We start from the raw sequence: 22,916 nt of genomic DNA on the forward strand, positions 1-22,916 counted from the left end.
TTGCCGGGTGTGCCCGGTGGCAGGGGTCAGGCGGGCTGTCCGTTCGCGGTGTCCTCGGCGATGGACTCGTGGTGCCGGATCACCTCGGCGATGATGAAGTTCAGGAACTTCTCCGCGAACGCCGGGTCGAGCTTGGCGTTCGCCGCGAGGCTGCGCAGCCGCTCGATCTGCCGGGCCTCGCGGGCCGGGTCGGCGGGCGGCAGCTGGTGCACCGCCTTGAGCCGGCCGACCTGCTGGGTGCACTTGAAGCGCTCGGCGAGCATGTGGACGACGGCCGCGTCGATGTTGTCGATGCTCTCGCGCAGCCGCTCCAGTTCCTGGCGGACCGCGGGGTCGACGTCACCGCTACCGGTGTTGCTGATGGTCATGGACGTCAACCCTAAGGGGCGCGGCACCTCCCGTTCACCGGCTGATCAGCATGCGATCAGTCGCCGATCGTCGGTGGATCGTCCGGATCCGGGATCCGGTCGCTCCAGCCGCCGGGGACGCTGCGGCCCTGCTGGGCGCGGAAGCGGACGGGGGCGAGGCCGACCCGGCGGGAGAACAGGCGGGAGAAGTAGGCGGGGTCGTCGTAGCCGACGCGGCGGGCGACGGCGGCCACGGGCAGCTCGGTGGCGGCGAGCAGCTCCTTGGCGCGGCCCAGGCGGATCCCGAGGAGATAGTCCTTGGGGCTGCATCCGGCGGCGCGGCGGACGGCGTGGCGCAGCTCGGCGGGCGTCATGCCGTGCCGGGCGGCGTGGTCGGCGACGCTCATCGGCCGGCAGGCGTCCCGGGTCAGCGCCTGCAGCACCTGGTCGCCGTCGGGCGCGAGGTCGGCGCGGGCGCGGCGCAGCGCGACGAGGAGTTCGTGGACCGCGGCACCGGTCTCGACCTCCAGCAGGGGGTTGCCGCGGCGGGCGGCACGGGCGATGCGGGCGACGACCGCGCGGGGGCCGGTGGCGTCCGAGAGCGGGACGACGGGCCGCTCGGGCTCGATGTAGCCGAGTTCGGTGTAGGTCGCGGTGGCGGGCCCGGCGAAGTCGACGAAGCCCTCGTCCCATCCGGTGTCCGGGTCGGGCCCGTAGTGGTGCGGCACTCCGGGGGTGAGCCAGAGCAGCGCGGGCGCGGTGACGGTGGTACGTCGGCCGTCGGCGCCCTGGTACCAGCCGCCGCCCGCGCCGACCACGACGGCCACGTGGTGGTCGAGGGTGCGGGGGCCGACCGTGGGCAGCGTGCCGTGCTGGAGGCCGACGCCGAGGCAGACCAGGCCGAGGCGGTGGTGAGCGGGGCCGGGGCTGAAGAACCGCATCCAGGTCTGGTACATCCGCGCTCCTCCCGGCGTCGGCGACGGCGGACTTTTGTCCAAGCAGCGCCGATCTTCGTCCATGGCGTCGGCCACCGCCAGGGCCGAGGCTCGGGTGCATGAGCGAGTTCACGGTGGGGGAATCCGACTTCCTGCTGGACGGACGGCCGGTACGGCTGCTGTCCGGGGCGCTGCACTACTTCCGGGTGCACGAGGCGCACTGGCGGCACCGGCTGGAGATGCTGCGGGCGATGGGCCTCAACTGCGTGGAGACGTACGTGCCGTGGAACCTGCACCAGCCGGGCCCGGGGCGCCTGCGGGACGTGCGGGCGGTCGGCCGGTTCCTGGACGCGGTCCGCGAGGCCGGTCTGTGGGCGATCGTGCGGCCGGGTCCGTACATCTGCGCCGAGTGGGAGAACGGCGGGCTGCCCCACTGGGTGACGGGCGAGCCGGGCACGCACGCGCGTACCCGTGACGAGCGCTTCCTGTTCCACGTGCGGAACTGGTTCCACCACCTGCTGCACGAGATCGTGCCCCGGCAGATCGACCGGGGCGGCCCGGTGGTCATGGTGCAGGTCGAGAACGAGTACGGCAGCTACGGCTCGGACGCGGACTACCTCGAGCAGCTCGCCGGGCTGCTGCGGGTCAAGGGCGTGACGGTGCCGCTGTTCACCTCGGACGGCCCCGAGGACCACATGCTCACCGGCGGCTCGCTGCCCGGTGTGCTCGCCACGGTGAACTTCGGCTCCCACGCGCGCGCTGGCTTCGCGACGCTGCGCCGGCACCGCCCCGGGGGCCCGTTGATGTGCATGGAGTTCTGGTGCGGCTGGTTCGACCACTGGGGCGGCGGACACGTCGTACGGGATCCCGGGGAGGCGGCCGAGGCACTGCGGGAGATCCTGGAGTGCGGTGCCTCGGTGAACCTGTACATGGCGCACGGCGGCACGAGTTTCGGGGGCTGGGCGGGCGCCAACCGGGGCGGCGGCGATTTGCACGAAGGCCCGCTGGAGCCGGACGTGACCTCGTACGACTACGACGCACCGGTCGACGAGTGCGGGCGCCCCACGGAGAAGTTCTGGCGCTTCCGCGAGGTGCTGTCCGGATACCGCCCCGATCCCCTGCCCGAACTTCCGCCCCCGCCTGCTCGGTTGGTTTCTCCGACGGAGGTGGCGCTCACCGGATGGGCCCCGATGGGTGACGTCCTGGAGGCGCTCGGCGGCGCCGAGACCGTAACCCCCGTGCCGCCGTCCTTCGAGGAGCTGGGCGTGGCCCGGGGCCTGGTGCGTTACGAGGTGGGCGTGCCGGGGCCGCGGCAGCCGTACCCGCTGACGGTGCGCGGCCTCAGGGACCTCGCGGTGGTGTACGTCGACGGCGGGCGGGCCGGGGTGCTCACCGAGGAGGAGGCCCGGCTGAAGGAGCCCGTCGCGGGACCCGCGCGCGTGGAGCTGTGGGTGGAGTCCCTGGGGAGGGTGAACTACGGGCCGCGCTCCGGCGAGGCGAAGGGCATCACCGGGGGCGTCCTGCACGAGCGGCAGTATCTGCACGGGGTACGCGCGCGCGGGCTCGATCTGGACGCCTTCGACGACGGCATCGAGGCGGTGCCCTTCGGCGCGGTGCCCGGGGACGGCGCCCGGGGGCTGTACCGGGGCACCGTCACGGTCCTCGGGGCCGGCGACGCCCGGCTCGAACTGCCCGGCTGGACGCGGGGCTTCGTCTGGGTCAACGGCTTCGGTCTGGGGCGCTACTGGTCCGTGGGGCCGCAGCGGTCCCTGTACGTCCCCGGACCGGTGCTGCGTGAGGGCGAGAACGAGGTGTGGGTGCTGGAGCTGCAGGAGGCGGGGCCGGGTCCGTGCGCGCCGCGGCTGCTGCCGGTCCGAGCCCCGGTCCGGCCGCCGCTGCTCGGGTGAGGGCGGTCGGGCCGCCCACCGGCGAAATCCGCTCGCACCCGCCTAGAGTGGATGGCAGTTCTGGGCGTCTTGAGGGGGTCGGACGTGGCGAACGGCGGACCGGTCGAGCACGGCTACCCGCATCTGGAGACGGTGCGGGCCGCGATCACCGCGCTGTACAAGCGGCTGTCGTACGACACCGTGCAGACCTTCTCGTCCAGTGTGGCCCCCGCCGACGTGGCCTTCAGCGACACGGACGACGTGCATCTGGGCGCGCAGCGTGTGGCCCGCGAGATCGTGCGGCACTTCCGGCTGCCCGATGCCCGGCTGATCGTCGGCTTCCGGGAGATGAGCCACGCGGCCAATGTCGAACTGGCGGCGGGCCCCGAGTACTTCGTCGAACTGAACGACCGCTTCCGCACCCACCGCAGGGACATCGGCGCGGCGCTGGCCCACGAGGTGACCCACGTCTATCTGCACCGCCTCGACCTCGCCTTCCCCACCACGGCGGAGAACGAGATCCTCACGGACACGGCGACGGCCTACCTGGGCGCGGGGTGGCTGCTGCTGGACGCCTACCGCGAGGACAGTGCCTCCTCCCAGAAGCTGGGCTATCTCACCCCCGAGGAGTTCGGTTACGTGCTCGCCAAACGGGCCCGGCTCTTCGGCGAGGATCCCTCCGTGTGGTTCACCAGCCCGCAGGCGTACACGGCCTACGTCAAGGGTGTGGAGCGGGCCCGGCGGGACGAGCAGCAGCCGCCGCTGACGGGGGCCGGCTGGGCGGGCCGCCGCCGCTACGCCCACGACCGGCGCCACGGCGTCCCGCCCGGAGCGCCCTACGCCTTCAGCCCCGACCCCGCGGGCCACCTCCGCGTCTCCTTCCCCTGCCCCACCTGCCACCAGCGCATCAGGGTGCCGGTCCGGGGGCGGGTACGGGCGCGGTGCGGGTTGTGCAGGACGGTTCTGGAGTGCGACACCTAGGTTCGGGGCAGCCGGCCGGGGCGGAGCCCTTCGGTGGGACCGGTGCAGCTCCGTGTACTCGGCGCGCCCTACTCCCGGGCTCCGTACACCGCCCCCGGCGGCTCCGCCTCCGCCAGCAGCTTCGACACGGCCTCGCCTGCCTCGGCGGGGGCCCAGCGTGCCCCCTTGTCCAGGCCGGGCCCGGGGCGCCAGCCCTCCATGACGGTGATCCGGCCGCCCTCCGCCTCGAACACCCGGCCGCTCACCCCGGCGCACGCGGCGGAGCCGAGCCAGACGACCAGCGGGGAGACGTTCTCGGGGGCCATGGCGTCGAAGCCGGCGGCCGGGGCCGCCATGGTCTCGGCGAAGGTGCGTTCCGTCATGCGGGTGCGGGCCGCCGGGGCGACGGCGTTGACCTGGACGCCGTAGCGGGCGAGTTCGGCCGCCGCCACGAGGGTCAGGCCGATGATCCCGGCCTTGGCGGCGCTGTAGTTCCCCTGCCCGACCGAGCCCAGCAGGCCCGCCCCGCTGCTGGTGTTGACGATCCGGGCGACCGGGGCGCGGCCTGCCCTGGCCTCGGCCCGCCAGTGCGCGGCGGCGTGCCTGAGGGGGAGGAAGTGCCCCTTGAGGTGGACGCGGATCACGGCGTCCCAGTCGTCCTCGCCGAGGTTGACGAGCATGCGGTCGCGCAGGAAGCCGGCGTTGTTGACGAGGGTGTCGAGTCGGCCGTAGGTCTCGACGGCGGTCCTGATCAGGGAGGCGGCGCCCTCGGTGGTCGCGATGTCGGCGCCGTGCGCGACCGCCTCGCCGCCCGCCTCCCGGATCTCGGTGACGACGGCCGCCGCCGGGCTGTCGGGGCCGGGCACCCCGTCCAGTCCGACACCCAGGTCGTTGACCACGACCCGGGCGCCCTCGGCGGCGAAGGCGAGGGCGTGGGCGCGGCCGAGCCCCCGTCCGGCTCCGGTGACGACGACGACTCGCCCTGCGCAGATTCCGGTCATCCCAGGCCTCCTTGTGCTTCCTTGTCGCCGGTCGCGGCGTCCAGGAAGGCCGGCCGCTCCCCGCCCCCGTGCACCAGCAGACTCGCCCCGCTGATGTAGCCGGCCGCGTCCGAGGCGAGGAAGACGGCGGCCGCGCCGACGTCCGAGGGGGTGGCCAGCCGGCCCAGCGGGACGGTGCGGGACACCGCCGCGAGGCCGTCCGGACCGCCGTAGTGCAGATGGGACCGCTCGGTGCGGACCATGCCGACGACCAGCGTGTTGACGCGGACCTCCGGCGCCCATTCCACGGCCATCGACGCGGCCAGGTTCGCCAGGCCCGCCTTGGCCGCGCCGTAGGCCGCCGAGCCGGGCGAGGGACGGCCGCCGCTCACGCTGCCCACCATGACGACCGAGCCCCGGGTGCGCCGGAGCCGGTCGTAGGCGGCGAGGGAGGCGGTCAGCGGGGTGACCAGGTTCAGCTCGATGACCCGGGCGTGCCGCTCGGCGTCCGCGTCGGCCAGCCGCCGGTACGGGGTGCCGCCCGCGTTGTTGACGAGGACGTCGAGCCGGGGCAGCCCGGCGAAGAAGGCGCTGACGGCGGGTGGGTCGCGCAGGTCCAGGGGCGTGAACTCCACGCCGTCGAGAAGCTGTTCGGGGGGACGCCGGGCGCAGGCCACCACCTGGGCGCCGGCCTGGGCGAAGGCCCGCGCGATGCCCGCCCCGACGCCCCGGGTGCCGCCGGTGACGACGACGGTCCTGCCCCGCAGCGAGTTGTCCACAGGCCCTGCCGCGGAGTTTTCCACAGGCTCTCCCGCTCGTCTTCGCCGACTGCTAGCTTCGAAGCCACACACCTAACAAATGTTTGGTGGAAAGGCGTTGAGTGCGAAGGTAGCTGATGCGTCCATGGGTGTCTCCATGTCGGTCCCGGAAAAGGGGATTTCCGTACTCACCGTCGACTTCCCGCCGGTGAACGCACTGCCGGTCCGCGGCTGGTTCGAACTGGCCGAGGCCGTGCGCGCGGCGGGCCGTGACCCCGAGGTGCGGTGCGTGGTACTGACCGCCGAGGGACGCGGTTTCAACGCGGGCGTGAACATCAAGGAGATACAGGCGGCGGGCCAGGAGGCGCTGATCGGCGCCAACCGGGGCTGTGCGGAGGCCTTCGCCGCCGTGTACGAGTGCGAGACACCCGTGATAGCGGCGGTGCACGGGTTCTGTCTGGGCGGCGGGATAGGCCTGGTGGGGAACGCGGACGCGATCGTGGCGAGCGACGACGCCTCCTTCGGGCTGCCGGAGCTGGACCGGGGCGCGCTGGGTGCCGCAACGCATCTGGCCCGGCTGGTCCCGCAGCATCTGATGCGCGCGCTCTACTACACCTCGCGCACGGCGAGCGCCGCCGAGCTGCACGCGCACGGGTCGGTGTGGCGGGTGGTGCCCCGGGCGCAGCTGCGGGCGGCCGCGCTGGAGCTGGCCCGCGAGATCGCCGCCAAGGACGGACGGCTGCTGCGCATGGCCAAGGCCGCCATCAACGGGATCGATCCCGTCGACGTGCGCCGCAGTTACCGCTTCGAACAGGGCTTCACGTTCGAGGCCAACCTCAGCGGACTGGCCGACCGGGTCCGCGACACGTTCGGGAAGGAGGGTGCGTAGGTGGGCGACAAGACGATGACCGCCGACGAGGTGGTCTCCCGGCTGTCCAGCGGGATGACCCTGGGCATCGGCGGCTGGGGTTCACGGCGCAAGCCGATGGCACTGGTCAGGGCCCTGCTGAGAGCCGGGATCGGGGATCTCACGGTCATCTCGTACGGCGGCCCGGACATCGGCATGCTGGCCGCGGCCGGCCGGATCCGCAAGCTGGTCACCGCCTTCGTCACGCTCGACTCCATCCCGCTCGAACCGCACTACCGGGCGGCCCGGGAGCGCGGGGACCTCGCGCTGACGGAGGTCGACGAGGGGATGTTCATGTGGGGGCTGCACGCGGCCGCCCAGCGACTGCCCTTCCTGCCGGTGCGGGCGGGTCTCGGCTCGGACGTCATGCGGGTCGCCCCGGACCTGAGGACGGTCACTTCGCCGTACGAGGACGGGGAGACGTTCGTGGCCATGCCCGCCCTGCGGATGGACGCGGCCCTGGTGCACGTCAACCGCGCCGACCGGCTGGGCAACGGGCAGTACCTGGGCCCGGACCCCTACTTCGACGACCTGTTCTGCGAGGCGGCGGACGAGGCCTACGTCTCCTGCGAACGGATCGTCGACACGGCCGAGTTGACGAAGGAGGCGGCCCCGCAGTCTCTGCTCCTCAAACGGCTCGCCGTGACGGGTGTGGTCGAGGCGCCGAACGGCGCGCACTTCACCTCCTGCGCGCCGGACTACGGCCGGGACGAGGAGTACCAGCGGGAGTACGCGTCCACGCCCTGGCCGGAGTTCGCCGAGCGGTACCTGTCCGGGGACGAGGAGGCGTACCGGTCGGCGGTACGGGAGTGGCGCAAGGAGCGGGAAGCATGAAGGTCACCCGCACACCTCATCTCCAGCCCACCCGCACACCTCTTCTCCCGCCCACCCGCGCCGAGTACTGCGTGATCGCCTGCGCCGAGGCCTGGCGGGACGGCGGGGAGATCCTGGCCAGTCCGATGGGCCTGGTCCCGTCACTGGGCGCGCGGCTGGCCCGGCTCACCTTCGCGCCGGACCTGCTGCTCACCGACGGGGAGGCGCTGCTGGTCCGCCCGGACGGCACGCCCGAGGGCTGGCTGCCCTACCGGCAGCACCTGACGCTGGTGGCGGGCGGTCGCCGGCACGTGATGATGGGCGCGAGCCAGATCGACCGGTACGGCAACCAGAACATCTCCTGCATCGGCGACTGGGAACGGCCCCGGCGGCAGCTGCTCGGGGTGCGCGGAGCGCCACTGAACACGCTGAACAATCCGACGAGTTACTGGATCCCGAGACACTCCAGGCGGGTGTTCGTGGAGCGGGCGGACATGGTGTGCGGGGTGGGGTACGACCGGGCGGCGGAGCTGGGGAGCACGGCCCGCTTCCATCGCGTCCCCCGGGTCGTCTCCGACCTCGGCGTCTTCGACTTCGCCACCCCCGACCGCTCCATGCGGCTGGCCTCGCTGCATCCGGGGGTGAGCGTGGAGCAGGTGCGGGAGGCGACGGGCTTCGCGCTCGCCGTGCCCGACGAGGTGCCGTACACCCGGGACCCCGGCGATGAGGAGCTGCGGCTGATCCGCGAGGTGCTGGATCCGGCGGGGGCCCGCGCGCGTGAGGTGCCCGAGGGGGCGAGGGGGTGATGGAGACCGCGCTGACCCGGCTGGCAGGGGTCCGGTATCCGATCGTGCAGACCGGGATGGGCTGGGTGGCCGGCCCCCGGCTGGTCTCGGCGGCGGCGAACGCGGGGGCGCTGGGCATCCTGGCCTCCGCGACGATGACCGTGGACCAGCTCCGCAAGGCGATACGGGAGGTCCGGTCGCGGACCCGGGCGCCGTTCGGGGTGAACCTGCGGGCGGACGCGGCCGATGCGGCCGACCGGGTGCAGATCATGCTGGACGAGCACGTCCGGGTGGCCTCCTTCGCCCTGGCTCCCTCCCCCGAGCTGATCACCCGGCTCAAGGAGGCGGGTGTGGTGGTCGTCCCGTCCGTCGGGGCGCGGCGGCACGCCGAGAAGGTGGCCGCGTGGGGTGCGGACGCGGTGATCGTGCAGGGCGGCGAGGGCGGCGGGCACACCGGCGAGGTGGCGACGACCGTGCTGCTGCCGCAGGTGGTGGACGCCGTGCGGATACCGGTCGTGGCAGCGGGCGGCTTCTTCGACGGGCGGGGCCTGGTCGCCGCGCTGTCCTACGGGGCGGCCGGGGTGGCGATGGGCACGCGGTTCCTGCTCACCTCGGACTCGACGGTGCCGGACGCGGTGAAGGCCAGGTATCTGGCGGCGACGGTCCGGGACGTGACGGTCACCCGCGCGGTGGACGGGCTGCCGCACCGGATGCTGCGCACGGACCTGGTCGACACTCTGGAGCGGTCCAGCCGTATCCGGGCCCTCGCCCACGCGGCGCGGCGGGCCTCGGGCTTCCGGCGGCTGTCGGGGCTCACCTGGCGGCAGCTGGTCCGGGACGGCCTGGCCCTCAGACACGGCAAGGAGCTGTCCTGGAGTCAGGTGCTGCTGGCCGCGAACACGCCGATGCTGCTGAAGTCGGCGATGGTGGACGGCCGTACGGACCTCGGGGTGATGGCGTCCGGGCAGGTCGCCGGGGTGATCGACGACCTGCCGTCGTGCGCGGAACTGGTGGGGCGGATCGTGAAGGAGGCGGAGGAGGTGCTGGCGGGACTGGAGAGACTCAGAGACGTTCGATGACCGTCACGTTCGCCCGGCCGCCACCCTCACACATGGGCACCATCCCCAAACGGCCCCCTCGCACCGCTCGGCCCCAGGGGGGCCTCCCAGGCTTCGGGAGCCTGCGCCGGACTCCGTCCGCCGAAGCGGGTGGCCGCCCTTGTCGTCGCTCCGGTCACACGCGTTCGATGATCGTCACGTTCGCCTGGCCGCCACCCTCACACATGGTCTGGAGGCCGAACCGGCCGCCGGTGCGCTCCAGTTCGTGCAGCAGGGTCGTCATCAGCCGGACGCCGGTGGCGCCGAGCGGGTGGCCGAGGGCGATGGCGCCTCCGTTGACGTTGACCTTCTCCGGGTCGGCGCCGGTCTCCTTCAGCCAGGCGAGCACGACGGGGGCGAAGGCCTCGTTGATCTCCACGAGGTCGATGGCGTCGATGGTCAGGCCGGTCTTCTTCAGGGCGTGGGCGGTGGCCGGGATGGGCGCGGAGAGCATGCGGATGGGGTCCTCGCCGCGCACGGAGAGGTGGTGGACGCGGGCCCGCGGGCGCAGTCCGTGTTCCCGTACGGCTCGCTCGGAGGCGAGCAGCATGGCCGCGGCTCCGTCGGAGACCTGGGAGGAGCAGGCCGCGGTGATGGTGCCGCCGTCGAGGACGGGCTTGAGCGCGGCCATCTTCTCCGGGGAGGTGTCCCGGCGCGGGCCCTCGTCGACGGTGACCTCGCCACAGGGGACGGTCTCACGCTCGAAGCGGCCGGTGTCGATGGCCCAGACCGCCCGCCGGTGCGAACGCAGGGCGAACTCCTCCTGGTCCGTACGGCTGATGCCCCACTTGGCGGCGATCATCTCGGCGCCGGTGAACTGGTTGACGGGCCGGTCGCCGTAGCGGGCTCGCCAGCCGGTGCTGCCGAGGAAGGGGCCGTCGGTCAGGCCGAGGGGGGCGGCGGCCTGCCGGGAGGCGAAGGCGATGGGGATCTGGGACATGTTCTGCACCCCGCCCGCGACCACCAGGTCCTGGGTGCCGGAGAGCACGGCCTGCGCGGCGAAGTGCACGGCCTGCTGGGAGGAGCCGCACTGCCGGTCGACGGTCACGCCGGGCACCTCCTCGGGCAGCCCTGCGGCCAGCCAGCAGGTGCGGGCGATGTCCCCGGCCTGCGGCCCGACCGCGTCCAGGCAGCCGAAGACGACGTCCTCCACGGCGGCCGGGTCGATCCCGGCCCGTTCCACCAGCGCCTTCAGCACATGGGCGCCCAGGTCGGCCGGGTGGACCCCGCCGAGCCCTCCCCCGCGCCGCCCGACGGGCGTGCGGACCGCTTCGACTATGTAGGCCTCGGCCATGGCGACTCCCTCACAGGAAAGGGGTGTTGAGCGTGATGTCATTCGCGTACGGCGATCCCGTCCAGCACCATCGACAGGTACTGACGGGCGATCTCCTCCGGACTGTGCTGTCCGCCGGGCCGGTACCAGGACGCGGCGACCCACACGGTGTCCCGGACGAACCGGTAGGTGAGCCGGACGTCCAGGTCGGCGCGGAAGACGTGCTCGGCGACTCCGCGTTCCAGCGTGGACAGCCATGCCTTCTCGAACCGGCGCTGCGAGTCGGCGAGGAAGGCGAAGCGGTCCTGCGCGACGAGCTGCTTGCTCTCCTTCTGGTAGATCGCGACGGCGGCGCGGTGCCGGTCGATCTCCCGGAAGGACTCGATGACCAGGGCTTCCAGGGTCTCGCGGGGCCCGAGCCCGGAGGCCAGGACGGTGTCGTAGCCGTCCCACAGCTCGTCCAGGAAGGTCCGCAGGATCTCCTCGAGCATCGACTCCTTGGAGTCGAAGTGGTAGTAGAGGCTGCCCGCGAGCATCCCCGCGTGGTCGGCGATGGTGCGGACGGTGGTGGCGTTGTAGCCCTGCTCGGCGAAGACCTCGGCGGCGGTGCCGAGGAGTTCGTGGCGGCGCGCCTGGGCGGCGGCGGCCGTGGGCTTCTTCGGGGCGGTCACCTGGGGCTTCTTCTTGGTCGGCACGAACCCATTGTGGTCTGCCCGTCGTCAGGGGTGCTGGCTGCTGACGGCGACGACCTCGCCGGTCAGGTACGAGGAGTAGCCGGAGGCGAGGAACACGATCACGTTGGCCACCTCCCAGGGCTCGGCGTACCGCCCGAAGGCCTCCCGTGCGGTCAGTTCCCGCAGCAGTTCGGCGGAGGTGACCTTCACCAGGTGCGGATGCATGGCGAGGCTGGGTGCCACCGCGTTGACCCGCACTCCGTAGGCGGCCGCCTCGACCGCCGCGCACCGGGTCAGCGCCATCACGCCGGCCTTGGCGGCGGCGTAGTGCGCCTGGCCCGCCTGGGCGCGCCAGCCGACGACGGAGGCGTTGTTGACGATCACCCCACCGCCGGTGTCCCGCATCGCCCGCAGGGCAGCCCGGGTGCAGCGGAAGGTGCCGTTCAGTGTGACGTCGAGAACGCGGGACCACTGCTCGTCGGTCATGTCGACGAGGTCCGAGGTGCCGCCAAGGCCCGCGTTGTTGACCACGATGTCGAGCTTTCCGTGCTCCCGTACGGCCGCCTCGAAGAGTGCGCCCACCTGGGTCTCGTCGGTGACGTCGCAGGGCACCGCGGCCACCGCGCCGGGGAACTCCCGGCCGAGCCGGGCCTCGTGCTCCTTCAGGCGGCGCGTGTGCGCGTCGCTGATCAGCACCCGGGCGCCCTCCTCCAGGAAGCGGCGCGCGGTGGCCCCGCCGATCCCCGCGCCGGCCGCCGCCGTGACGACGGCGGTGCGCCCCTTCAGCAGCCCGTGCCCGGGCTCGTACGCCGGACTCTCGACGCCTGTCATGGAGCCACGCTAACCTACCAAACACTTGTTAGGGAAGGACGGTGACGGCGACCGTGGACCTGACCCACGCTCCGGCCGACGAGGAGTTCCGCGCCGAGGCCCGCGCCTGGCTGGCGGCACACGTGCCCCGCACCACGCTCCCCTCCCTGGAGACCGCGGAGGGCTTCGCGGCGCACCGCGCCTGGGAGGCCGAACTGGCCGCGGACCGCTGGTCGGTGGTGTCCTGGCCCGAGCAGTACGGGGGGCGGGGCGCGGGACTGATGCGCTGGCTGGTCTTCGAGGAGGAGTACTGGGCGGCGGGCGCTCCGAGCCGGGTCGGCCAGAACGGCATCAGCCTGCTCGCGCCGACCCTGTTCGACCACGGCACACAGGAGCAACGCGCGCGCGTGCTGCCGCCGATGGCCTCCGCCGAGGTGGTCTGGGCGCAGGCCTGGTCCGAGCCGGAGGCGGGCTCCGACCTGGCCTCGCTCACGTCCAGGGCGCTGCGGACGGACGGCGGCTGGCTGCTGAGCGGCCAGAAGACCTGGTCCTCCCGCGCGGCCTTCGCCGACCGCGCCTTCGGCCTGTTCCGCAGCGACCCCGAGGCCCCGAGGCCGCACCAGGGGCTGACGTATCTGATGTTCGACCTGCGGGCCCCCGGTGTCACCGTCCGCCCGATCGGCCGCCTGGACGGGAAGCCGGCCTTCGCGGAGCTGTTCCTGGACGAGGTGTTCGTGCCGGACGAGGACGTGATCGGCGAACCCGGCCAGGGCTGGCGGATCGCGATGTCCACGGCGGGCAACGAACGCGGTCTCACCCTGCGCTCCCCCGGCCGCTTCCTCGCCTCCGCCGGCCGGCTGCTGGAGCTGTGGAGGGCGCGGGGCCGCCCGCAGCAGGCACGCGCGGGGGTGGCGGACGCCCTGATCGGCGCCCGCGCCTACCAGCTGTTCACCTACGCGGCCGCCGCCCGGTTCCTGGAGGGCGCCGCGCTCGGCCCGGAGTCCAGCATGAACAAGGTGTTCTGGTCCGAGTACGACCTGGCGCTGCACGAGACGGCGCTCGATCTCCTCGGCGAGGAGGGCGAGTCGGCGGACACGGACTGGGCGCAGGGGTACGTCTTCGCGCTGGCCGGGCCCATCTACGCGGGGGCCAACGAGATCCAGCGCGACATCGTCGCCGAGCGCTTGCTCGGCCTGCCGAAGGGACGCCGCTGATGCGCTTCCTCCTCGACACCGAGCAGCGCGCCTTCGCCGACTCGCTGCACGCGATGCTGACGGCGGCGGACACCCCGGCGGTGGTCCGGGACTGGAGCCGCGGCGACCATGCGGGCGGCCGCGAACTGTGGCGTCGTATCGCCAAGGCGGGGGTGTTCGCTCTCGCCGTGCCCGAGGAGTACGGCGGGCTGGGGCCGCACCCGGTGGAACTGGCCGTCGCTTTCGTGGAGTTGGGCAGGCACGCGGCGCCCGGGCCACTGGTGGAGACGGTCGCGGCGGCGGTACTGCTCGACGCGGACGGGCCGGCCGAGCGGTTCCTGCCCGGACTCGCCGCGGGCGAGACCATCGCCACCGTGGCGGCACCCACCGGGTACGCCCTCGATGGCGACGCCGCCGCCCTCCACCTCGTCCCGGCCCCGGAAGGACTGCACCTGTCGCCAGGTCCCGGCCCGGTCCGCCCCTCCCTCGACCCGGCCCGCCGGCTGACCCCGCTGGCCCCCGGCGGTGAACTCCTGTCCCCCGGCCCGCCGGACACCGGTGCCCTCACCTGGGCGCGCCTGGCCACCGCCGCCCAGGCCCTCGGCGTGGGACTCGCCCTGCTCGACCGGACGGTCGCCCACGTCCGGCAGCGCACGCAGTTCGGTGTCCCCATCGGCTCGTTCCAGGCCGTCAAGCACCGCCTCGCCGACGCGAAGACAGCCCTGGAGTTCGCCCGGCCGCTGCTCTTCGCGGCGGCGCTGTCCCTGCACCCCGCGGACGTGGCGGCCGCCAAGCTGAAGGCCTGCGAGGCGGCCTACGCCACCGCCCGCACGGCACTCCAGCTGCACGGCGCGATCGGGTACACGGCGGAGTACGACCTGTCCCTGTGGCTGACCAAGGCCCGCGCCCTGCGCACCGCGTGGGGCACCCCGGAGCAGTGCAGGGACGCGGTGCTCGAGGACGCCGGCTAGGCGGTCGGGGCCGGCGCCGGCGCAGGGCTCAGGCGGGCCGCGCGATCCCCGCGGCGCGTGCGGCCGCGAGCCACTGGGGGAACTCGGCGACGAGACGGTCGTACAGCTCGGCGTCGGAGACCTTCCGGGGATCCCGGCCCGCGTGGAAGAAGCCGGCGTTGTCCACGGGCCGCTTGCCGGGGACCGCCAGCTCGTCCAGTTTGCGCAGGAACTCGAACTGCCGGCTGCCCGGGTCGCCGAAGCCGACGAACTGCCAGAACAGCGGCAGCTTCGCCGCCTTGCACAGGTAGCGCTCCGCGGCGAGCTTGTTGATCGGGCCGCCGTCGGTCTGGAAGACGACCAGCGCGGGGTCGGTGGCGCCGCTGTCCATGTAGTGGTCGATGACGGCGTCCATCGCCAGGTGGTAGCTGGTCTTGCCCATGTGCCCGAGCCCGGCCGCGATCCGTTCGATGCGGCCCTCGTGGCCGTCCAGGGCGATGTCGGTGACCGCGTCGACGTCCGTGGAGAAGAACACCACGGGCACCCGGCCGTCGTCGTCCAGGTGTGCGGACAGGCCCAGCACCCGGTCGGCGAGCGCCTGCACGCTGCCGTCCTTGTAGTACGGCTTCATCGAACCCGAGTAGTCGACCACCAGGTACACGGCGGCCCGCAGCCCGACCAGGCCGTGTTTGCGCAGGCAGACGCCGGCCGAGCGGTACGGCCCGACGAGCGCGGGCGCGGCCTCCTCCACCTTGCGCAGGCTGATCGCGGCCATGGTTCCCCCCTCGGCTGTGCAGGAAGCCGAGCCTAAGGGATCACAGGCCCCGGCTGTCGCTCCCGTCACATCGGTTCGCTATTTTGTTCGCCGCCGTCCCCACCGGCTCATCCTGTCCCGAACTTTCCCTCAGAGGAGCCGGCCGTGACCGCCGAGTCCGCCGTCACCACCTGTTTTCGTCACCCCAAGGTGGAGTCCCACGTCCGCTGCACGCGCTGCGACCGCCACATCTGCCCGTCCTGCATGCGGGAGGCCTCGGTCGGCCATCAGTGCGTGGAGTGCGTGAAGGAGGGGGCACGTTCGGTCCGGCAGGCGCGCACGGCGTTCGGCGGCCGGATCAGCGCGGTGCCGCTGGTGACGTACGTGCTGATCGGGCTCAACGTGCTGGCCTATCTGGCCGAGTTGGCGCGGCCCTCGGTCGAGGACCGCTTCGACATGCTGGGCACCGTGCCGGCGGGTTACTACCCGGAGGGCGTCGCCCACGGCGAGTGGTACCGGCTGCTGACCGGAGCGTTCCTGCACCTGACGCCCGCCGAGGGCACGTTCGGCATCGCGCACATCCTGATGAACATGCTGGCGCTGTGGAACGTCGGCCGGGTGGTGGAGGCCCAGCTGGGCCGGGTCCGCTATCTCGCCCTGTACCTGCTGTCGGCGCTCGGCGGCTCGGTCCTGGTGCTGCTGATCGCCCCCGAGACCCCCACGGTCGGCGCCTCCGGGGCCGTGTTCGGGCTGGGCGCCGCGTACTACGTCATGGGCCGTCGTCTCGGCTACGACATGCGCGCGGTCAACCAGTACATGGGCGGTCTGCTGCTGTGGCTGGTGATCTCCGCGTGGGTGACCTCCTGGCAGGGTCACCTCGGGGGCCTGCTGGCGGGCGGGGCGGTGACGCTGGCGTACGCGTACGCGCCCCGGGGCAACCGCCGCGTCCTGATCCAGGCAGGCGTGTGCGCGGCCCTGCTGGTGCTGCTGCTGGTCCTCGCCTGGCTCAAGGTCTCGGATCTCACGGGAGGCGCGACCGCATGAGGCAGGCGGGAATCCTGCTGCTCGCGGCCGTGCCGGTGGTCGTCGCGGCGACGGTGTACGCCACCGGCCCCGACCGGTCCGGCTCCCCGGAGGGCAGGCCCACCACGGCTTCCCGGGAGGCCGACGGGCGGCGCGTCACGGACGTCAGCCGGCCCACTTCCGGCGCAGCACCTCCTCCGCGGGTTTGCCGTGCGGGGTGTACGCCAGGCGTGCCGGGGTCTCTCCGCTGTCCGGCCAGTCGTCCCACATCCACCAGCAGACACCGGCCCACCACGGGCGGCCCTCGAAGGAGTCGAGGAGTGCCCGGTAGGCGGCGGCCTGTTCGGCGTCGGCCGGGTGTGTGCTGACGGTCCAGGAGTACGGGGCGGTGGTGGAGCCGCGCTGGCTGACGTAGCCGGCCTCGGTGAACAGGATCCGGCGGTGCCGGCCCGCCGAGTAGGCGGCGAGCTTCTGCCGGATCGGGGCCCAGGCGCGGTTCAGCAGGGCGGGATCGGTGGTGGGCTTCTCGGCGAGCGGCCAGTAGGCGTCGATGCCGATGAGGTCGAGGTCCTTCCAGAAGTGGATGTGCTGGTACTCGTCGTAGTTGGCGGCGTAGGTCAGCGGGCCGTCGTAGTGGGCGCGGACCGCCTTGATCACCTTCGTCCAGGCGGCGGTGTCGCCGGAGACCCCGGCGAGTTCGGTGCCGACCGCGAGCTGTTCGGCTCCGGTGTCCGCGGCGATGTCCGCGTAGTGGGTGATGAAGCGGCGGTAGGCGGCGAACCAGGCGGACCGGTCGCGGGGGCGGATCTCGGCGCGGTCCTGGTCGCCGGGCAGGTCCACGTGCGGTTTGATCATCACGTTGAGGCCGGCCGCGTGGGCGCGCCCGACGATCCTGCGCAGGCTCGCGTCGCTCGCGGTCTCCTCGGTGGTGTGCGGGCCGGAGTCGGTGACCCGCTTCTGGTACCAGGTCGGGGTGAAGGTGACCCAGCGGGCCCCGGTGGCCTTGATGCCGCGCAGATAGCGGGGTGCGGCCGGGCTGTCGTAGTCGGTGCGGTACCACGAGGGCAGGGTGATGCCGCGCATGGTGGTGGTCCCGGTCTCCGGGCGGGAGGCGTGCGTGCTGCCGTTGCCGGACCCGTGGCCCGGGCCCGTGGACACGCAGCCGCCGGCGGCGAGGAGGACCGCCGCCGTGACGGCGACGGTCCTCCTCCTGGGGGCGGGCGCCGTCACAGCGCCGCCGGGCTGACGAAGGTGTAGCCGAGTGCCCTGATGCCGTCGATCGTGTCCTTCAACGGCTGCACCGGGTAGTACGGGTGGTAGAAGAAGCTCGCCACCCCGTCGCGCACCGCCAGGTTGGCCTTCGCCGAGGCGATGAGGTCGGCGGGCAGGCGCGCCGGGTGGTTGTTGTACGCCTCCGGCTCGTAGTTGCCGATGTTCTCGGGCAGCACCTTGGTGCCGTAGACGTCCTTGACGACGTACGGGAAGAACTGGCCGATGAACCGGTTCGGGTCGGACTGGGCCCCGCTCAGCGTCCCGGCGAAGTAGAGCGAACGCTCCAGGCGTGCGGTGAAGTTGGAGCCGAAGACCTTGTAGTCGGCCGCGGAGCCCGCGTAGTGCGGGGTGGTCCACAGCGTCGGCTTGGGCAGGCCCACCAGCGCGAACTGGGCGAGCGCGCTGGTGACCCGGGTCTGCGCCCAGAGGCTGGAGTCCTCGGCGACCGGGCCGTCGTAGACGACGTTGTTCGCGGAGTCGACGTGCGCCCGGTAGAACTCGAAGTCGTCGCCTGTGACGCCGTTGTAGGGGTTGGCGACGTTGCCGTACTGGTGGGTGTAGCCGTGGTCCATCAGGACCGCGCCCCTGGCCAGCATGTACTTCAGCGCGCTGACCACCTGGGGGCGCTGGGCGAGCGTGATCGTCTGCGGGACGCCGTCGTTGTAGGTGCCGTTGGGGTCCGTGTAGACGGGGATCACGTTGATGCCGTACGGGATGTTCTGCGAGTACAGGTAGTCGGCCGTCGACCGCAGTTCGGCGGGATCCGAGTCGGGGCTGATGTCCTCCAGGCGCACCATAGCCCGGTGCCGCTCGGCGGTGGCCGGGGCGAGGGCGTCGAAGAGCAGGTCCTCGAAGGCGATGACGCGGTCGGTCTCGGAGACGTAGGCGAACGGGATCTCACCGATGTAGGTGAGGTTGGAGGAGCGGACCGCCCAGCCGAAGGTGTGCCCGTTCGAGCTGTCCAGGCCCTCCGCGAGCCGGGTGACGGCCGCATACCCGGGCCCCGTCAGGACGTTGGGGCGCAGCACGCCGCCGTCCTGCCCGGCCGGAACGGTGCGGGTCAGCGTCTGGCCTCGGTACGTCACCTGCGTGACGTCGCCGATCGAACCGCCGTCTTCGTAGTACGACGTCGTCGGGTCCCAGCCGTACTTCTGCGTGAACTGGGCTACGCCCACCGCCCCCGCCATGTTCCAGATGTTGGCGCCCATCCAGATCACCGGCCTGGTGCTCGCCGACGCGTCGGCGTAGAACGCGGCCGGGACGGCGTCCGGGACGGTGCCGCCGTAGTACGTCGAACCGATGTAGATCACGGCCGAGTACGAGTCGATCATTCCGGCGGTGTACTGCTGGACCGGCTTGGCCGTCACCGTGCCGAAGTGGCCGGCGAGGTTGGCCGTGGCCATCGCGTACAGCTCGCCCAGCTGCCCGTAGGGGCCCGCCGTGTCGTAGAGGACGAGTGCGCTCGAAGTGGCGTCAGCGGCCGCGTCGGCCGGGGCGAGCAGGGCCTTCTGCCGCTTCGCGGTGGTCGCCCCGGTCGCGGTGCGGACCGGGACGGCGGCCGCGGCCGTGCGGGTGGTCGGGGTGGTCTTCGGGTACGGCCGGGTGCGCCGCGTCCGGTCGGCCTCGAACTGGGCCTTCGCCCAGCCCCTGAGGTCGACCCGGTTGAGTCCGGACCTGGTGCCGGCGGCCTCGCCCCTGCGGTGCTGCCCCCCGGCGGCCTGGGCATCGGTGGCCATGAACGTGCCGCTCAGCAGAGCGGCGACGAGTAGTAGTACGACGGAAATTCGGCTGTGTGCCCGCTTCCGGGGCGGGATCACTCGTCTCACGATCTTCCCCCCACTTTGCCAAATGATTGACGAGGCATTTGGCGTCAGGAAGACCAGATTCTTCTGGCCGCCTCGATGACTGTCAAATGTCCTTCTCGGTCCCGGAAGGTCTGCTAAGTTCGCCTCGCGCATTGGGGATGCGCATCGAATGTGGGGGGACAATGTACGGACGACCCGCCCTGGGGGCACTGCTGCCCTTGGCAGGAGCGATGGCCGCACCGGAAGCAATACCCGGACTTCCTTTGGCCAAGGGGCTACAAGCGGTAGCCGGGGCCGGATTTCTGTTCTACTGCCTGACGGCGTGCCTGATACTGCTGGCCCGGATACATCTGCGACGTCAGGGACAGCGGATGCCGGCCCATACCGGGGGCAGCCGTGATCATTGAGTTGCTCCTCTGGTCGAGCATCACTCTGATCGTGATGGCCGGCTGCTACAACACCAGTCTTTTCCTTCTCTCTCGACGCAGAATTCGGCGTACCAGAACAGACCGCAGAGAACGCTTTTACGTATTCCTGCTGGCATGCCTGAACGAGGAGCAAGTTCTCGCGGAAAGCCTTGCGCGCATCACTTCGTTACCCGCCGGCAATTTCATGGCCCTGGTCATAGACGACGGCTCCGACGATCGCACCAGTGAAATCGCACTGACCGCCGATCCGAACCTGGTCCGGCTGCACCGGCGCACTCCGCCGAACGCACGCCGGGGCAAGGGTGCCGCACTCAACGACGGGGTGCGGCACCTCAGGGAGTCCGGCCTGCTCGCCCGGCACGACCCGGCGGACGTCGTGCTGTGTGTGGTCGACGCGGACGGGCGGCTCGACCCGCACGTCGTGCAGTCCGTCGACCCGTACTTCGACGACCCGCGTACGGGCGCGGTTCAGGTCTGCGTCCGTATGTACAACCGGCACCTCGGGCTGCTCGCACGCATGCAGGACATGGAGTTCGTCGTGTACGGCGACGTGTTCCAGAGCGCCCGGCGCTTCATCGGCAGCGTGGGCATGGGCGGCAACGGCCAGTTCATGCGGCTGTCGGCCCTCAACACGCTGGACGGGGACGGCCCGTGGAGCGACAGCCTCACCGAGGACCTCGACCTCGGGGTGCGGCTGATCGCGAAGGGCTGGACCAACATGCACTGCACCACCGCCGCGGTGTCCCAGCAGGCCGTGCTCAGCCTGCGCCGCCTGGTCCGGCAGCGATCCCGCTGGTTCCAGGGTCATCTGCAGTCCGCCGGTCTCGTCCCGCTCATCCTCAGGGACGTGCCGACCCGGCCGGCGCTGGACATGCTCTACCACCTGTCGAGCCCGGTCCTGATCCTGCTCACCTCGCTGCTGCCGATCTCCTTCCTGGTCGCACTCGGTGCCACCGTCATGGCCTCCGTCCAGGTGGGCCACGCGCTCGTGTCGCCCATGTGGCTGTTCGGGCCGTACGTCCTCTCGTTCACGGCCGCCTACACCTACGGCTACGTGTACTTCAAGCGTGAGCGGCAGCTCGGGCTGGTGCGCTGTGTGCTCTTGGCCCATGTCTTCGTCTTCTACGGCTACATCTGGTTCTTCGCCGGCTGGTGGGGGTTCTGGCGGATGCTCACCGGCAAGCAGACCTGGCTGAAGACCGCGCGTACCTGAGGGCGCCCGGCCCTCTCCCGCGGCCTGCCCGCCGCGCGGCTCACATCTCTTCGCGCATCTCGACTCTCATCTCTTCTCTTCTCTCGTCGCGTCTCTCATCTCCGCACCGCTCACACTCCTGCGCGGTCCTGCGACGATCGCGCATGCCCTAGGGGGGCCTTCCATGTCCACACCTCCGTCAACCCTGCCCGTACGCGCCATGCTCGTGCTGGGCACCCGGCCGGAAGCGATCAAGCTGGCGCCGGTGGCGCGGGCCATGACCGACAGCGAGCAGTTCGAGCCCATCGTCGTCACCACCGGCCAGCACCGCGAGATGCTCCACCAGATGCTCGGCCTGCTCTGCGTAGACGTACGGATCGCGCTCGACGTGATGCGCAGCCGGCAGCAGCTGTCCGAGCTGACCGCCCGCCTGGTCGGCGAACTCGGCGAGGCCATGCGGGAGCAGCGGCCGGACCTGGTCGTGGTGCAGGGGGACACCACGACCGCGCTGGCCGGCGCCATGGCCGCGTTCTACGAGAAGATCCCGGTCGCCCACGTCGAGGCGGGGCTGCGCACCGGAGTCATCGACAACCCGTTCCCTGAGGAGCTCAACCGCAGCCTCATCGGACGCATGGCCCGCTGGCACTTCGCCCCGACCTCGCGCGCGGCACGGCATCTGACCGACGAGGGCGTCCCGGCGGAGCAGGTGTTCACCACCGGCAACACCGTCATCGACAACCTGCTGTGGGTGCTGGCCGAGGGCACCGGCACCTCCGCGTTCCGCACCGGCGCCCGGCGGGTCCTGGTGACCCTGCACCGCCGGGAGAACCAGGGCGAGCGGATGCGCGGCATGGGCCGTGCGCTCACCCGGCTCGCCGGGCGCGGGGACGTGGAGATCGTGCTGCCGCTGCACAAGAGCCCGGCCGTACGGGACGCACTGCTGCCCGAACTCGACGGCCACGCCGGCATCTCGCTCGTCGAACCGCTCGACTACCTGGACTTCGCGGCCACGCTGGCCGAGTGCGACCTGGTGCTCACCGACTCCGGCGGCATCCAGGAGGAGGCTCCGAGTCTGAGCAAGCCCGCGCTCGTGCTGCGTACGACCACCGAGCGCCCGGAGGCGGTCGAGGCCGGCGCGGCCCGGCTGATCGGCACGGACCCGGACGCGATCGTGACCTGGGCCGAGCGGCTGCTGGACGATCCGGTGGAATACCGGCGGATGGCGACCGCGGGCAACCCGTTCGGGGACGGACGGGCCGCCGGGCGCGTACTCGCCCAACTGGCCGAGGACTTCGCGGCCGAAGTTCCGGTCGGCCTCACCGCGTCCGGGCCATACTCTGCGGCATGACGTCATCGCTCCTGCGCCCCCGCCGCCGGATCCCGCCGATCCCGCAGGGGCGCAGGGGCCGTCTGCTCACCACCCTGGCACTGGCGATCACACTGACCACGCTCCTGGCGGTCACCCTGACCCAGTGCCGGGGCGACGCCGCGCCGCCGCCCGAGCCGTGGATCGACGGCACGATCCACGGCCGCTGGCTCTCGGTGTTCAACGGCCACGGCACCAACCTGGGCGACGACGACTCCCTCTCGCTCTCCCCCAGGGCCGCGGAGGATCCCGGCACCACACACGCGGGCCTCGTGGTGAGCACCGCCTCGTACACGGACGTGCGGTACGAGGCGCGGATGCGGACGGTGCGGCAGCTGCGCGATCCCGAACCGAACCCGTGGGAAGTGCCGTGGCTGGTCTGGGCGTACACCGATCCGGAGCACTTCTACTACATCACCCTGAAGCCGAACGGCTGGGAGCTGGGCAAGCGTGATCCGGCCTATCCGGGTGGCCAGCGCTTCCTGGCGACCGGGCGGACGGTGTACCCGGTGGGCGCCTGGTACACGGTCCGGGTGGAGCAGAACGGCGGGAGTCTCACCGTCGAGGTGGGCGGCAGGCACCTGGTGACCTTCGTCGACCGTGAACGGCCGTACACCGAGGGCAGGGTGGGCGCCTACACCGAGGACGCGACCGTGAAGTTCCAGGGGCTGAGGGCGACTTCCCGCTGAAAAGGCGGCGACGCCCGCC

22 protein-coding genes are annotated in these 22,916 nt (G+C 72.1%); 12 read left to right on the plus strand and 10 right to left on the minus strand.

Going from position 1 to position 22,916, the window contains the following annotated elements; all coding sequences use genetic code 11:
* Positions 1-26: 26 nt before the first annotated feature.
* Positions 27-368 (minus strand): chorismate mutase, encoded by a 342-nt coding sequence (locus FB157_RS01410; RefSeq protein WP_145875085.1) that lies wholly within the window; start codon positions 366-368, stop codon positions 27-29.
* 56 nt (positions 369-424) lie between these two features.
* Positions 425-1,303, minus strand: coding sequence for an AraC family transcriptional regulator (locus FB157_RS01415; RefSeq protein WP_145875087.1), 879 nt, complete (start codon positions 1,301-1,303; stop codon positions 425-427).
* Positions 1,304-1,401: 98 nt separating this feature from the next.
* Here FB157_RS01415 and FB157_RS01420 point away from each other — a divergent pair, with 98 nt between their 5' ends.
* On the plus strand, positions 1,402-3,189 hold the full coding sequence (locus FB157_RS01420) for a beta-galactosidase family protein (protein ID WP_145875089.1): 1,788 nt from the start codon (positions 1,402-1,404) through the stop codon (positions 3,187-3,189).
* Positions 3,190-3,273: 84 nt separating this feature from the next.
* Complete coding sequence (locus tag FB157_RS01425) at positions 3,274-4,149, plus strand: hypothetical protein (protein ID WP_145875091.1); 876 nt, start codon at positions 3,274-3,276, stop codon at positions 4,147-4,149.
* A gap of 68 nt (positions 4,150-4,217) precedes the next feature.
* On the opposite strand, the gene FB157_RS01430 is transcribed toward FB157_RS01425, so the two are convergent.
* Together FB157_RS01430 and FB157_RS01435 are read right to left on the minus strand one after the other, a co-directional pair.
* Positions 4,218-5,129: an SDR family oxidoreductase gene (locus tag FB157_RS01430; RefSeq protein ID WP_145875093.1), complete on the minus strand. Its 912-nt coding sequence runs from the start codon at positions 5,127-5,129 to the stop codon at positions 4,218-4,220.
* Positions 5,126-5,911: an SDR family oxidoreductase gene (locus FB157_RS01435; RefSeq protein WP_261386125.1), complete on the minus strand. Its 786-nt coding sequence runs from the start codon at positions 5,909-5,911 to the stop codon at positions 5,126-5,128. Before FB157_RS01435 ends, FB157_RS01430 begins: the two co-directional genes overlap by 4 nt.
* A gap of 100 nt (positions 5,912-6,011) precedes the next feature.
* On the opposite strand from FB157_RS01435, the gene FB157_RS01440 reads away from it, so the two are divergent.
* From FB157_RS01440 to FB157_RS01455, 4 genes are read left to right on the plus strand one after another with little or no spacing between them, the layout of a single operon-like run.
* The gene (locus FB157_RS01440; RefSeq protein ID WP_145875095.1) at positions 6,012-6,755 is read left to right on the plus strand and encodes an enoyl-CoA hydratase family protein; all 744 of its coding nucleotides are present in this window, start codon (positions 6,012-6,014) and stop codon (positions 6,753-6,755) included.
* Entirely contained in the window at positions 6,756-7,607 is an 852-nt protein-coding gene (locus tag FB157_RS01445) for a CoA transferase subunit A (RefSeq protein ID WP_145875097.1), read from the plus strand.
* The gene (locus FB157_RS01450; protein ID WP_145875099.1) at positions 7,604-8,392 is read left to right on the plus strand and encodes a CoA-transferase subunit beta; all 789 of its coding nucleotides are present in this window, start codon (positions 7,604-7,606) and stop codon (positions 8,390-8,392) included. Before FB157_RS01445 ends, FB157_RS01450 begins: the two co-directional genes overlap by 4 nt.
* Positions 8,392-9,450, plus strand: a complete 1,059-nt coding sequence (locus tag FB157_RS01455; protein WP_145875101.1) for a nitronate monooxygenase family protein — start codon at positions 8,392-8,394, stop codon at positions 9,448-9,450. Before FB157_RS01450 ends, FB157_RS01455 begins: the two co-directional genes overlap by 1 nt.
* 154 nt (positions 9,451-9,604) lie before the next feature.
* Here FB157_RS01455 and FB157_RS01460 read toward each other — a convergent pair whose 3' ends face one another.
* From FB157_RS01460 to FB157_RS01470, 3 genes are read right to left on the minus strand one after another with little or no spacing between them, the layout of a single operon-like run.
* Positions 9,605-10,762, minus strand: coding sequence for an acetyl-CoA C-acetyltransferase (locus FB157_RS01460; RefSeq protein WP_145875103.1), 1,158 nt, complete (start codon positions 10,760-10,762; stop codon positions 9,605-9,607).
* A gap of 38 nt (positions 10,763-10,800) precedes the next feature.
* Positions 10,801-11,436: a TetR/AcrR family transcriptional regulator gene (locus FB157_RS01465; RefSeq protein ID WP_145875105.1), complete on the minus strand. Its 636-nt coding sequence runs from the start codon at positions 11,434-11,436 to the stop codon at positions 10,801-10,803.
* Between the two features lie 24 nt (positions 11,437-11,460).
* Positions 11,461-12,246, minus strand: a complete 786-nt coding sequence (locus FB157_RS01470) for an SDR family oxidoreductase (RefSeq protein WP_145875107.1) — start codon at positions 12,244-12,246, stop codon at positions 11,461-11,463.
* 53 nt (positions 12,247-12,299) lie between these two features.
* On the opposite strand from FB157_RS01470, the gene FB157_RS01475 reads away from it, so the two are divergent.
* A complete protein-coding gene (locus FB157_RS01475) occupies positions 12,300-13,439 on the plus strand; it encodes an acyl-CoA dehydrogenase family protein (protein ID WP_145875701.1) in 1,140 nt (379 codons plus the stop codon).
* Complete coding sequence (locus tag FB157_RS01480; RefSeq protein WP_145875108.1) at positions 13,439-14,389, plus strand: acyl-CoA dehydrogenase family protein; 951 nt, start codon at positions 13,439-13,441, stop codon at positions 14,387-14,389. Before FB157_RS01475 ends, FB157_RS01480 begins: the two co-directional genes overlap by 1 nt.
* A 28-nt stretch (positions 14,390-14,417) precedes the next feature.
* On the opposite strand, the gene FB157_RS01485 is transcribed toward FB157_RS01480, so the two are convergent.
* Positions 14,418-15,143: a VWA domain-containing protein gene (locus FB157_RS01485; protein ID WP_145875110.1), complete on the minus strand. Its 726-nt coding sequence runs from the start codon at positions 15,141-15,143 to the stop codon at positions 14,418-14,420.
* Positions 15,144-15,287: 144 nt separating this feature from the next.
* Here FB157_RS01485 and FB157_RS01490 point away from each other — a divergent pair, with 144 nt between their 5' ends.
* Positions 15,288-16,166, plus strand: coding sequence for a rhomboid family intramembrane serine protease (locus FB157_RS01490; RefSeq protein ID WP_145875112.1), 879 nt, complete (start codon positions 15,288-15,290; stop codon positions 16,164-16,166).
* A 144-nt stretch (positions 16,167-16,310) separates the two neighbouring features.
* Here FB157_RS01490 and FB157_RS01495 read toward each other — a convergent pair whose 3' ends face one another.
* Together FB157_RS01495 and FB157_RS01500 are read right to left on the minus strand one after the other, a co-directional pair.
* Positions 16,311-17,375, minus strand: coding sequence for a glycoside hydrolase family 113 (locus FB157_RS01495; RefSeq protein WP_145875114.1), 1,065 nt, complete (start codon positions 17,373-17,375; stop codon positions 16,311-16,313).
* Complete coding sequence (locus tag FB157_RS01500) at positions 17,372-19,243, minus strand: polysaccharide deacetylase family protein (protein ID WP_261386126.1); 1,872 nt, start codon at positions 19,241-19,243, stop codon at positions 17,372-17,374. The genes FB157_RS01495 and FB157_RS01500 overlap by 4 nt, the downstream gene beginning before the upstream one ends.
* A gap of 420 nt (positions 19,244-19,663) precedes the next feature.
* Here FB157_RS01500 and FB157_RS01505 point away from each other — a divergent pair, with 420 nt between their 5' ends.
* From FB157_RS01505 to FB157_RS01515, 3 genes are all read left to right on the plus strand, one after another.
* The gene (locus FB157_RS01505; RefSeq protein ID WP_261386143.1) at positions 19,664-20,863 is read left to right on the plus strand and encodes a glycosyltransferase; all 1,200 of its coding nucleotides are present in this window, start codon (positions 19,664-19,666) and stop codon (positions 20,861-20,863) included.
* Between the two features lie 163 nt (positions 20,864-21,026).
* On the plus strand, positions 21,027-22,190 hold the full coding sequence (gene wecB, locus FB157_RS01510; protein ID WP_145875120.1) for a non-hydrolyzing UDP-N-acetylglucosamine 2-epimerase: 1,164 nt from the start codon (positions 21,027-21,029) through the stop codon (positions 22,188-22,190).
* Complete coding sequence (locus tag FB157_RS01515; RefSeq protein ID WP_145875122.1) at positions 22,187-22,897, plus strand: calcium-binding protein; 711 nt, start codon at positions 22,187-22,189, stop codon at positions 22,895-22,897. Before wecB ends, FB157_RS01515 begins: the two co-directional genes overlap by 4 nt.
* Positions 22,898-22,916 lie beyond the last annotated feature (19 nt).

Origin of the sequence: Streptomyces sp. BK340, from assembly GCF_007827595.1 — a bacterium.
GTDB lineage: Bacteria > Actinomycetota > Actinomycetes > Streptomycetales > Streptomycetaceae > Streptomyces.

Bases quoted from the DNA above. Each gene is read 5' to 3' on its own strand.
- FB157_RS01450 (WP_145875099.1), top strand. From the start codon at position 7,604: ATGAAGGTCACCCGCACACCTCATCTCCAGCCCACCCGCACACCTCTT.
- FB157_RS01470 (WP_145875107.1), bottom strand. From the start codon at position 12,246: ATGACAGGCGTCGAGAGTCCGGCGTACGAGCCCGGGCACGGGCTGCTG.
- FB157_RS01410 (WP_145875085.1), bottom strand. From the start codon at position 368: ATGACCATCAGCAACACCGGTAGCGGTGACGTCGACCCCGCGGTCCGC.
- FB157_RS01415 (WP_145875087.1), bottom strand. From the start codon at position 1,303: ATGTACCAGACCTGGATGCGGTTCTTCAGCCCCGGCCCCGCTCACCAC.
- FB157_RS01515 (WP_145875122.1), top strand. From the start codon at position 22,187: ATGACGTCATCGCTCCTGCGCCCCCGCCGCCGGATCCCGCCGATCCCG.
- FB157_RS01485 (WP_145875110.1), bottom strand. From the start codon at position 15,143: ATGGCCGCGATCAGCCTGCGCAAGGTGGAGGAGGCCGCGCCCGCGCTC.
- FB157_RS01420 (WP_145875089.1), top strand. From the start codon at position 1,402: ATGAGCGAGTTCACGGTGGGGGAATCCGACTTCCTGCTGGACGGACGG.
- FB157_RS01505 (WP_261386143.1), top strand. From the start codon at position 19,664: ATGGCCGGCTGCTACAACACCAGTCTTTTCCTTCTCTCTCGACGCAGA.
- wecB (WP_145875120.1), top strand. From the start codon at position 21,027: ATGTCCACACCTCCGTCAACCCTGCCCGTACGCGCCATGCTCGTGCTG.
- FB157_RS01480 (WP_145875108.1), top strand. From the start codon at position 13,439: ATGCGCTTCCTCCTCGACACCGAGCAGCGCGCCTTCGCCGACTCGCTG.
- FB157_RS01460 (WP_145875103.1), bottom strand. From the start codon at position 10,762: ATGGCCGAGGCCTACATAGTCGAAGCGGTCCGCACGCCCGTCGGGCGG.
- FB157_RS01455 (WP_145875101.1), top strand. From the start codon at position 8,392: ATGGAGACCGCGCTGACCCGGCTGGCAGGGGTCCGGTATCCGATCGTG.
- FB157_RS01440 (WP_145875095.1), top strand. From the start codon at position 6,012: ATGGGTGTCTCCATGTCGGTCCCGGAAAAGGGGATTTCCGTACTCACC.
- FB157_RS01430 (WP_145875093.1), bottom strand. From the start codon at position 5,129: ATGACCGGAATCTGCGCAGGGCGAGTCGTCGTCGTCACCGGAGCCGGA.